This window comes from Neisseria perflava (assembly GCF_019334725.1).
Lineage (GTDB): Bacteria > Pseudomonadota > Gammaproteobacteria > Burkholderiales > Neisseriaceae > Neisseria > Neisseria subflava_A.
In genome coordinates this window covers 728,234-739,887 of sequence record NZ_CP079818.1, presented here as the reverse complement: position 1 = coordinate 739,887, position 11,654 = coordinate 728,234, and the positions used below count along the sequence as shown (strand labels likewise).

Here is an 11,654-nt window from a genome sequence, read left to right as displayed (position 1 = left end):
TTAAAATATTATTTATTAAAAAACGAAAGAAAAAGGCCGTCTGAAATGTTTCAGACGGCCTTTAATGAAATGATATTGAACAACTACTTGCTTAAATAATTTGGTTTTTAAGCTATCAATAAAATCGGCAATATGCTTTTAATACGTCATAGAAAGAATACGCATATCCCTACTTATACAAACGTAGATGGTTTTACAAACCGAATACGGCAATATCGCCCTTGCCTTGACGAATCAGCTCGGTGCCATCGGTCATATCGATAACCGTCGTCGGCTCAGTACCGCACCAGCCACCATCGATAACCAAATCGACAGCATGTTCAAGACGGTCTCGAATTTCGTATGGATCGGTCAACGGCTCTTCGTCTTCAGGCAGCATGAGGGTGCAACTTAAAATAGGTTCGCCCAATTCTTGCAAAAGTGCCAAGGCAGTAGCGTTATCAGGAACACGCAGGCCGATGGTTTTGCGCTTGGGATGAAGCGTGCGATTGGGTACTTCTTTGGTTGCCTGCAGGATAAAGGTGTAGCTGCCGGGCGTAGCTGCTTTGAGCTGGCGGAACTGGGCATTATCCACTTTGGCGTAAGTACCCAATTCACTCAAATCGGCACACATCAAGGTCAGGTGGTGTTTTTGATCGATTTTGCGAATCGTGAGAATGCGCTCCATCGCATTTTTGTCGCCGAGTTTGCAACCCAGTGCATAGCAGGAATCCGTAGGGTAAACGATGACGCCGCCACTGCGGACAATATCGGCGGCTTGCTTGATGAGGCGGTCTTGGGGATTATCGGGATGGATGGCGAAAAATTGTGCCATGTTTTTTTCCTTATCATTCTAATGGTTTGTTGTTTGACATTTTAAAACTTATTTGGCCGTCTGAATATTGGATTTCCACCACAATGAATGGATTTAGCCTTAGCTACAACACGGCTGACCCAGTGATCCTTATATATAATTTTGATTTACCGGCCGATATCGAAAGTCAATTTAATACACTATATAATGCATTATTTTGTTTGAAAGTCATCTCAATGCCTGCTTCTTCCCTACCTTCCCGCCACTTGTCTGTCGCACCTATGCTTGATTGGACAGACAGACACTATCGCTTTATGGCGCGACAAATTACACGCAATGCTTGGCTTTATAGCGAAATGGTCAATTCAGGCGCAGTAGTTTACGGAGATAAAGACCGCTTTTTGAGTTTCAACGAAGGCGAGCAACCGGTAGCTTTACAGCTTGGCGGCTCAGATCCGCATGACTTGGCAATCGCTACCAAAGCGGCTGAAGCGTATGGCTATAATGAAGTCAACCTAAATTGCGGCTGCCCCAGCCCACGCGTTCAAAAAGGCGCTTTCGGCGCTTGCCTGATGAATGATGTAGATTTGGTGGCAGATTGTTTGAACGCGATGCAGGATGCAGTTGAAATTCCGGTGACGGTCAAACACCGCATCGGTGTAGACAGACAAACAGAATATCAAGTCGTAGCAGATTTTGTGGGAACATTACACAAAAAAACAGCCTGCCGCACATTTATCGTCCATGCGCGTAATGCTTGGTTAGACGGTTTATCCCCGAAAGAAAACCGCGAAGTCCCGCCACTCAAATATGAATACGTCTATCGCTTAAAACAAAATTTTCCCGACTTGGAAATTTTGATTAACGGCGGCATCACCACCAACGAAGAAATCGCCGAACATCTGAAATTTGTCGATGGGGTCATGATCGGGCGCGAGGCTTATCATAATCCAATGCTGATGCGCAATTGGGATGTACTGTTTTACAACGACACACACGCACCAATCCAATACGCAGATTTAGCAGCTTGGCTATACGCATACAGCCGCGAACAAATCGCCTCAGGGCGCGGCACCATCCTACGCCACATCGTCCGCCATGCACTGGGCTTGATGCACGGCCTAAAAAATGCCCGCACTTGGCGCCGTATGCTCTCAGATGCCGCTTTGCTGAAAGACAACGACGGCAGCCTGATTCTAGACGCATGGAAAGAAGTCGAACGCGCAAATATTTGGGACTAATGCCATATCGTTCGAATAAATGAAAGGCCGTCTGAAACATCAAATGATGTTTCAGACGGCCTTTTAAATTACAACAGACTGCTAAAGATATATTCATTTCTCTTTGGCTACTATGATGATTAATTCATCGAATAAACCCAACACATAATCTAAGCATAAAAAAATGCGGCCTAAATAGGCCGCATTTACTTTGCTTCGTCTTTTCAGACGGCCTTTTCAGGCCGTCTGAAAGTCAGATTACCATTGGTAACCAACTGCTGCGGTAGCACCGAAGTGACCACGTGAGTTGCCGGAAGCAGTACCTTTGATGATCCAGTTACCACCATCGGAGATGCTAGAGAAGCCGACAGCGTAACCGGTTTCACCGCGGTAGTGACCGCCACCGATAGCCAGCATGCTCTTACCTGGCAAGTAAGCTTGTGGCAGACCGGCAGTAGCCAGAGCTTGAGCCACACCTGCGCGGGCGTTGTTGTCAACCTTGTTCACATTGCTGTTCACATCGCCGAATTTTTGGTTCAGCTGGTCAACGTTAACTGCATCGGTACCTTTCTTACCTGGAGCAACATTTTGGATAGTAGTATTGCCGGCATCGATACCACCTTGGTTGATGGTTACAGGACCTGCTTTCAGTTCGTTAGTAGTAACACTGTTAACGGTCAGATCAGGGTTCATGCTGACTTTCAGCGCATCGCCGTCTTTCTTAACGAAGATGTTTTGAACTTCTTTCTCTGAAGTCTTACCGGTTGCTTTGTCGAATACTTGAACTTTAGTACCCGCATCACCTTTAATCTGAATAGTGTTATTCAGAGGTTTGGAGATAGAGCCGTCAGTAGTACCAGTCTCGTCAACCAGACCGAAGGTGCCATCAGCATCTTTACCGTCTTTACCGTCTTTACCATCTTTCACGGTTGCAGTAGAAGTAGAGATGACTTTACCGTCTTTATCGAAGTTGTTGATAGTGATGGTAGAAGTACCTTTAGCTTCATCACGCTCAACTTTACCTTCAGCAGACTTACCGTTGTCACCGGTATCACCTTTAGCTGCAGCTGTACCATCTTTAACAATGGTAGTAGTGGTATTACCTTCGCCATCAGTGATGGTTACAGTGTGAGTGCCGTTGCCGTTGTCTTTAACTTCGGCTTTAGCATTCTTACCGTCTGCACCAGTTGCACCGGTAGCGCCAGTTGCACCGTCTTTAACGATAGTAGTAGTGGTATTACCTTCGCCATCAGTGATGGTTACAGTGTGAGTGCCATTGCCGTTGTCTTTAACGTCGGCTTTAGCATTCTTACCGTCTTCACCTTTAGCACCGGTATCACCTTTAGCTGCTGCTGTACCATCTTTAACGATAGTAGTAGTGGTATTACCTTCGCCATCAGTGATGGTTACAGTGTGAGTGCCGTTGCCGTTGTCTTTAACTTCGGCTTTAGCATTCTTACCATCTGCACCAGTTGCACCGGTAGCGCCAGTTGCACCGTCTTTAACGATGGTAGTAGTGGTATTACCGTTACCGTCTTTGATCGTTACAGTATGAGTACCGTTGCCGTTGTCTTTAACTTCGGCTTCAGCGTTCTTACCATCTTTAATGATAGTAGTAGTGGTATTACCTTCACCATCAGTGATGGTTACAGTGTGAGTGCCATTGCCGTTATCTTTAACGTCAGCTTTAGCATTCTTACCGTCTTCACCTTTAGCACCGGTATCACCCTTAGCTGCAGCTGTACCATCTTTAACGATAGTAGTAGTGGTATTACCTTCGCCATCAGTGATGGTTACAGTGTGAGTACCGTTGCCGTTGTCTTTAACTTCGGCTTTAGCATTCTTACCATCTGCACCAGTTGCACCGGTAGCGCCAGTTGCACCGTCTTTAACGATGGTAGTAGTGGTATTACCGTTACCGTCTTTGATCGTTACAGTATGAGTACCGTTGCCGTTGTCTTTAACTTCGGCTTCAGCGTTCTTACCGTCTTTAATGATGGTAGTAGTGGTATTACCTTCGCCATCAGTGATGGTTACAGTGTGGGTGCCGTTGCCGTTGTCTTTAACGTCGGCTTTGGCGTTCTTACCGTCTGCACCTTTAGCACCGGTATCACCTTTAGCAGCAGCTTTACCGTCTTTAACGATGGTAGTAGTGGTATTACCGTTACCGTCTTTAATGGTTACAGTATGAGTGCCGTCGCCGTTGTCTTTGACTTCGGCTTCAGCATTCTTACCGGCTGCACCGGTGTCACCTTTCGCACCAGTTGCACCATCTTTAACGATGGTAGTAGTGGTATTACCGTTACCGTCTTTGATCGTTACAGTATGAGTACCGTTGCCGTTGTCTTTAACTTCGGCTTCAGCGTTCTTACCGTCTTTAACGATAGTAGTAGTGGTATTACCTTCGCCATCAGTGATGGTTACAGTGTGAGTGCCGTTGCCATTGTCTTTAACGTCAGCTTTAGCATTCTTACCGTCTGCACCGTCTTTAACGATAGTAGTAGTGGTATTACCTTCGCCATCAGTGATGGTTACAGTGTGAGTGCCATTGCCGTTGTCTTTAACGTCGGCTTTAGCATTCTTACCGTCTGCACCGGTATCACCTTTAGCACCAGTTGCACCTGTTTCACCGGTAGCGCCAGTTGCACCGTCTTTAACGATGGTAGTAGTGGTGTTACCGTTACCGTCTTTGATGGTTACAGTGTGAGTACCGTTGCCGTTGTCTTTAACTTCGGCTTCAGCGTTCTTACCGTCTTTAACGATAGTAGTAGTGGTATTACCTTCGCCATCAGTGATGGTTACAGTGTGAGTGCCGTTGCCATTGTCTTTAACGTCGGCTTTAGCATTCTTACCGTCTGCACCGGTATCACCTTTAGCACCAGTTGCACCGTCTTTAACGATGGTAGTAGTGGTATTACCGTTACCGTCTTTGATGGTTACAGTATGAGTGCCATTGCCGTTGTCTTTAACGTCGGCTTCAGCATTCTTACCATCAGCACCAGTTGCACCGGTATCGCCTTTGGCACCAGTTGCACCGTCTTTAACGATGGTAGTAGTGGTATTACCGTTACCGTCTTTGATGGTTACAGTGTGGGTACCGTTGCCGTTGTCTTTAACGTTGGCTTCAGCGTTCTTACCATCGGTACCGGTTGCACCAGTTGCGCCGGTATCGCCTTTGGCACCAGTTGCACCGTCTTTAACGATGGTAGTAGTGGTATTACCGTTACCGTCTTTGATGGTTACAGTATGAGTGCCATTGCCGTTGTCTTTAACGTCGGCTTCAGCATTCTTACCATCAGCACCAGTTGCACCGGTATCGCCTTTGGCACCAGTTGCACCGTCTTTAAGGATGGTAGTAGTGGTATTACCGTTACCGTCTTTGATGGTTACAGTGTGAGTACCGTTGCCGTTGTCTTTAACTTCGGCTTCAGCGTTCTTACCATCTTTAATGATAGTAGTAGTGGTCTTACCTTCGCCATCAGTGATGGTTACAGTGTGAGTACCGTCGCCGTTGTCTTTAACGTCGGCTTTAGCATTCTTACCATCTACACCGTCTTTACCGTCTTTAACGATGGTAGTAGTGACTGAACCGGTATCAAGATCAGTAACAGTGATTGTATGGGTACCATCACCATTATCTACAACTTCACCTGTGATGCTGCCACCTTTTTCACCAGTGTCACCTTTTTCACCTTTAGCGCCTGCGGCACCAGTGTCACCTTTTTCACCAGTAGCGCCAGTTGCACCGTCTTTAAGGATGGTAGTAGTGGTATTACCGTTACCGTCTTTGATGGTTACAGTGTGAGTGCCGTTGCCGTTGTCTTTAACATCGGCTTCAGCGTTCTTACCATCTTTAATGATAGTAGTAGTGGTATTACCTTCGCCATCAGTGATGGTTACAGTGTGAGTGCCGTTGCCATTGTCTTTAACGTCGGCTTTAGCATTCTTACCGTCTACACCGTCTTTACCGTCTTTAACGATGGTAGTAGTGACTGAACCGGTACCAAGATCAGTAACAGTGATTGTATGGGTACCATCACCATTATCTACAACTTCACCTGTGATGCTGCTACCTTTTTCACCAGTGTCACCTTTGTCGCCTTTTTCGCCTTTGGCACCGGCTTCGCCTTGGTCACCTTTATCGCCTTTAGCGCCGGCTTCACCTTGGTCACCTTTGTCGCCTTTTTCGCCTTTAGCGCCGGCTTCACCTTGGTCACCTTTGTCGCCTTTTTCGCCTTTAGCGCCGGCTTCACCTTGGTCACCTTTGTCGCCTTTTTCGCCTTTAGCGCCGGCTTCGCCTTGGTCACCTTTGTCGCCTTTTTCGCCTTTGGCACCGGCTTCACCTTGGTCACCTTTGTCGCCTTTTTCGCCTTTGGCACCGGCTTCACCTTGGTCACCTTTGTCACCTTTTTCGCCTTTAGCGCCGGCTTCACCTTGGTCACCTTTGTCGCCTTTTTCGCCTTTAGCGCCGGCTTCACCTTGGTCACCTTTGTCGCCTTTTTCGCCTTTGGCACCGGCTTCACCTTGGTCACCTTTGTCGCCTTTTTCGCCTTTGGCACCGGCTTCGCCTTGGTCACCTTTGTCGCCTTTTTCGCCTTTAGCGCCGGCTTCACCTTGGTCACCTTTGTCGCCTTTTTCGCCTTTAGCGCCGGCTTCACCTTGGTCACCTTTGTCGCCTTTTTCGCCTTTGGCACCGGCTTCACCTTGGTCACCTTTGTCGCCTTTTTCGCCTTTAGCACCGGCTTCACCTTGGTCACCTTTGTCGCCTTTTTCGCCTTTGGCACCGGCTTCACCTTGGTCACCTTTGTCGCCTTTTTCGCCTTTGGCACCGGCTTCGCCTTGGTCACCTTTGTCGCCTTTTTCGCCTTTAGCGCCGGCTTCACCTTGGTCACCTTTGTCGCCTTTTTCGCCTTTAGCGCCGGCTTCACCTTGGTCACCTTTGTCGCCTTTTTCGCCTTTGGCACCGGCTTCACCTTGGTCACCTTTGTCACCTTTTTCGCCTTTAGCGCCGGCTTCACCTTGGTCACCTTTGTCGCCTTTTTCGCCTTTAGCGCCGGCTTCACCTTGGTCACCTTTGTCACCTTTTTCGCCTTTAGCGCCGGCTTCACCTTGGTCACCTTTGTCGCCTTTTTCGCCTTTGGCACCGGCTTCGCCTTGGTCACCTTTGTCGCCTTTTTCGCCTTTTTCGCCTTTGGCACCGGCTTCACCTTGGTCACCTTTGTCGCCTTTTTCGCCTTTAGCGCCGGCTTCACCTTGGTCACCTTTGTCGCCTTTTTCGCCTTTAGCGCCGGCTTCACCTTGGTCACCTTTGTCGCCTTTTTCGCCTTTAGCGCCGGCTTCACCTTGGTCACCTTTGTCGCCTTTGTCGCCTTTTTCGCCTTTAGCACCGGCTTCACCTTGGTCACCTTTGTCGCCTTTTTCGCCTTTGGCACCGGCTTCACCTTGGTCACCTTTGTCGCCTTTTTCGCCTTTAGCGCCGGCTTCACCTTGGTCACCTTTGTCGCCTTTTTCGCCTTTAGCGCCGGCTTCACCTTGGTCACCTTTGTCGCCTTTTTCGCCTTTAGCGCCGGCTTCACCTTGGTCACCTTTGTCGCCTTTTTCGCCTTTAGCGCCGGCTTCACCTTGGTCACCTTTGTCGCCTTTTTCGCCTTTAGCGCCGGCTTCACCTTGGTCACCTTTGTCGCCTTTTTCGCCTTTAGCGCCGGCTTCACCTTGGTCACCTTTGTCGCCTTTGTCGCCTTTTTCGCCTTTAGCACCGGCTTCACCTTGGTCACCTTTGTCGCCTTTTTCGCCTTTGGCACCGGCTTCACCTTGGTCACCTTTGTCGCCTTTTTCGCCTTTAGCGCCGGCTTCACCTTGGTCACCTTTGTCGCCTTTTTCGCCTTTAGCGCCGGCTTCACCTTGGTCACCTTTGTCGCCTTTTTCGCCTTTAGCGCCGGCTTCACCTTGGTCACCTTTGTCGCCTTTGTCGCCTTTTTCGCCTTTAGCACCGGCTTCACCTTGGTCACCTTTGTCGCCTTTTTCGCCTTTAGCGCCGGCTTCACCTTGGTCACCTTTGTCGCCTTTGTCGCCTTTTTCGCCTTTAGCACCGGCTTCACCTTGGTCACCTTTGTCGCCTTTGTCGCCTTTTTCGCCTTTGGCACCGGCTTCACCTTGGTCACCTTTGTCGCCTTTTTCGCCTTTAGCGCCGGCTTCACCTTGGTCACCTTTGTCACCTTTTTCGCCTTTAGCGCCGGCTTCACCTTGGTCACCTTTGTCGCCTTTTTCGCCTTTGGCACCGGCTTCGCCTTGGTCACCTTTGTCGCCTTTTTCGCCTTTTTCGCCTTTGGCACCGGCTTCACCTTGGTCACCTTTGTCGCCTTTTTCGCCTTTAGCGCCGGCTTCACCTTGGTCACCTTTGTCGCCTTTTTCGCCTTTGGCACCGGCTTCGCCTTGGTCACCTTTGTCGCCTTTTTCGCCTTTTTCGCCTTTGGCACCGGCTTCACCTTGGTCACCTTTGTCGCCTTTTTCGCCTTTGGCACCGGCTTCGCCTTGGTCACCTTTGTCACCTTTGTCGCCTTTTTCGCCTTTAGCGCCGGCTTCACCTTGGTCACCTTTGTCGCCTTTTTCGCCTTTAGCGCCGGCTTCACCTTGGTCACCTTTGTCGCCTTTTTCGCCTTTAGCGCCGGCTTCACCTTGGTCACCTTTGTCGCCTTTTTCGCCTTTGGCACCGGCTTCGCCTTGGTCACCTTTGTCGCCTTTTTCGCCTTTTTCGCCTTTGGCACCGGCTTCACCTTGGTCACCTTTGTCGCCTTTTTCGCCTTTGGCACCGGCTTCACCTTGGTCACCTTTGTCGCCTTTTTCGCCTTTAGCGCCGGCTTCACCTTGGTCACCTTTGTCGCCTTTTTCGCCTTTAGCGCCGGCTTCACCTTGGTCACCTTTGTCACCTTTGTCGCCTTTTTCGCCTTTAGCGCCGGCTACACCTTGGTCACCTTTTTCGCCTTTAGCGCCGGTAGCACCGTCTTTACCATCTTTACCGTCTTTAACGATGGTAGTAGTCACTGAGCTATCATCTAAATTTTTAATAATAATAGTGTGAGTACCGTTTTCGTTATCATCTTCAACTTCAACAGCTAAGCCGCGAGCGCTATCACCTTTTTCGCCTTTAGGGCCAGCAGGACCAGCATCACCTTTTTCGCCTTTAGGGCCAGCAGGACCAGTATCACCTTTTTCGCCTTTAGGGCCAGCAGGACCAGCATCACCTTTTTCGCCTTTAGCACCACCACCTACTACGCTCAGGGTGTATTCGTTAGTGCCGTTTGAAGTCATTTTCAGACCTTCACCGGCGATCAGTTTCAGGGTGTTACCGGCATTTGATTTAGGATCGTATGTGTATCTACCTACATCTGGTGAGCTACCGCTCTCATTGTGGCCTGAGAATACAAACGGATTCAGATTTTCGATGCGGCTTGCTACGGCAAACAATTGAGAGCCGTTGATTGCATCGGTAGAAGTTGAAGAGATACGACCTGCGGCAACGTTTTGAATTTGACGTTCGTTACCTGCAGAACCTACAGACAATACTGCACCGTTACCCAATTTGCTGTTTGCGCCTGCGAAACCACCGTAAGTGTAGCCGCGAACAGTACCACTGTTGGTAGGTACGAAGTTGCTGGTTGTAGAACCGTTACCCAGAGCTACGCTGTTTTCGATAGTAGATTTAGCTTCAGTACCCAAAGCCAAAGTGTTTTTAGCTGTTGCTTGAGCATCGTTACCCAGAGCAGTTGCATAATCACCACCATTGGCTTTAGCACCACGGCCTAATGCAATCGCTTGCGTAGAAGCAGCGTTACTTTGTACACCCAATGCTACCGCGTATCGAGCACCTGCTTTAGCAGCAGGACCGAATGCAGCCGCAGAAGTACCATCAGCTACGGAACCACGACCGATAGCTACGTCAGAACCTTGTTTCGCTTGAGCGTCGCCACCCAATGCTAATGCGCCGTTTTGCAGGGCTTGGGCGCGCTCACCGACAGCAATTGCTACGATACCAGTTGCTTGAGCTTCTGTACCGACTGCGATTGCCGAACCGGCATTGTTTACTGAGCCTTCCGCATTAGTACCGGCAGAAGTACCATTGGCTTTCGCACCATGGCCTACTGCAACGTCGGAAGCTTGTTGGGCATTTGACTTAGAACCTACTGCAATAGAGTTATTACCAACTGCTTGAGCAGCTTCAGCTGCCTCCATTGAACCACCAACTGCAACAGAGTTTACACCAGCAGCATTAGCCGATGTACCACCAGCAAAAGAGGCCGTACCGCTTGCTTTAGATGCTGCACCAACCGCAGTCGCACGTTCAGCAGAGGCTGCTGCATATCCACCTAATGCAGTTGCCGAACGACCAGAAGCATTAGATTGGACACCAACCGCAACGGCATTATCAACACTTGCAGCAGCGTTCTTACCTGTCGCAACAGTATTGGCTGCAGATGCATTTGCATTAAGACCAACAGCTACTGCTGCGGTACCAGTACCTTTATCAGCACCAGCTGGTACTTCACCACCAGCTTTTGCATTTTGACCAAGAGCAACTGCGGAATCCGCACTAGCGCTAGAGTATGAACCGATGCCAACAGATTGAATACCAATGGCTTTTGCTGACGTAGCCATAGCAAGTGCATGGTCTTTGCTTGCTACAGTGTCTCTACCAATAGAAATAGCATCGGTCCACTTGGCAGTAGCATTTCTACCAATCGCAATTGTGTGTTGATGTGAGGCAGTTGCGTTAGCGCCTACAGCGACAGCTTCGCGTCCAGCAGCAGGGTTTTTCACACCATTCGGCCAAAGATTAACTGCATCATTAGTAGCAAGATCAGAACCAGCAATTGCACTACCGGACGCCATCAAAGCACCTGCCGCTGCAACTGCAGCAGCTACGGCTTTACGCTTGTCAGAAGCGGATTTTTTGCCGTGTGCATGGCTGATCTCGGAAACCGCGGTCCATGTCTGGGTCGCGTGGTTCCAAATGACTTTAAAGACTTTATTCATATCGATTTTCCTGTAAGGGGTTTGATTTCTTTTGGGACGTGTTGCTCGGCTATAAACTGCCTGTCCACACATTTGCCGCATTTCAGAGTTTCCCCTTTATGCGGTTTCATGCCGTAATCTCGTGTATGCAATTCCCGTGCCAAAAGTCTCCACTCGGCCGAATAGCAGCTAAAAGCCTGTTTTATGGGATTTTATGCTGATACATTTTGGGAAGCTTGTGAAGTTTGGGAAACGATGTGCCGTTTTTTGTCAGCTTGTTTCTTAACAAGTCACTTTTTGTCAACTTCCTTCAATGCATTCGGAATCCTTGTCCAAATTTTATATGCGTTTGGTTTCGCAAATCAACTCTTCCGATAAAGTGTTATTTTTTCGCTCTCAACGGTTATCTCCGTTAAATTTACTTGTTGCTTTATTTAAACGCTTTTTCTAGCTATTTGATTTTACGTATTTATTCTAAAATAGTAATGATTATTAAATAATATATGATTTAGATAGTTGCTATTGTAATAGATTTGAATATTGGATTTATTTAGGTAATTAATGAAATTTGTATTGAAAATTGGTTTGAAACGTGTAATGGCTTTGCATAGCCTGTTTTCAGACGGCCTTGA

At 48.5% G+C, this 11,654-nt stretch carries 3 protein-coding genes; 1 reads left to right on the top strand and 2 read right to left on the bottom strand.

Going from position 1 to position 11,654, the window contains the following annotated elements:
- Positions 1-193: 193 nt before the first annotated feature.
- Positions 194-814 carry an L-threonylcarbamoyladenylate synthase gene (locus LPB400_RS03655; RefSeq protein ID WP_004521114.1) on the bottom strand — a complete coding sequence of 207 codons (621 nt, stop codon included), beginning with the start codon at positions 812-814 and terminating at the stop codon, positions 194-196.
- 215 nt (positions 815-1,029) lie between these two features.
- Here LPB400_RS03655 and dusA point away from each other — a divergent pair, with 215 nt between their 5' ends.
- Positions 1,030-2,034 (top strand): tRNA dihydrouridine(20/20a) synthase DusA, encoded by a 1,005-nt coding sequence (gene dusA / locus LPB400_RS03650; RefSeq protein ID WP_070460248.1) that lies wholly within the window; start codon positions 1,030-1,032, stop codon positions 2,032-2,034.
- Positions 2,035-2,271: 237 nt separating this feature from the next.
- Here dusA and LPB400_RS03645 read toward each other — a convergent pair whose 3' ends face one another.
- Positions 2,272-11,043 carry a collagen-flanked surface repeat-containing protein gene (locus tag LPB400_RS03645; RefSeq protein WP_219089429.1) on the bottom strand — a complete coding sequence of 2,924 codons (8,772 nt, stop codon included), beginning with the start codon at positions 11,041-11,043 and terminating at the stop codon, positions 2,272-2,274.
- Between the last annotated feature and the right edge of the window lie 611 nt (positions 11,044-11,654).

What these genes read in the sequence shown, in the direction of transcription:
- LPB400_RS03645 (WP_219089429.1), bottom strand. Translation starts at nt 11,043, where the DNA reads ATGAATAAAGTCTTTAAAGTCATTTGGAACCACGCGACCCAGACATGG.
- dusA (WP_070460248.1), top strand. Translation starts at nt 1,030, where the DNA reads ATGCCTGCTTCTTCCCTACCTTCCCGCCACTTGTCTGTCGCACCTATG.
- LPB400_RS03655 (WP_004521114.1), bottom strand. Translation starts at nt 814, where the DNA reads ATGGCACAATTTTTCGCCATCCATCCCGATAATCCCCAAGACCGCCTC.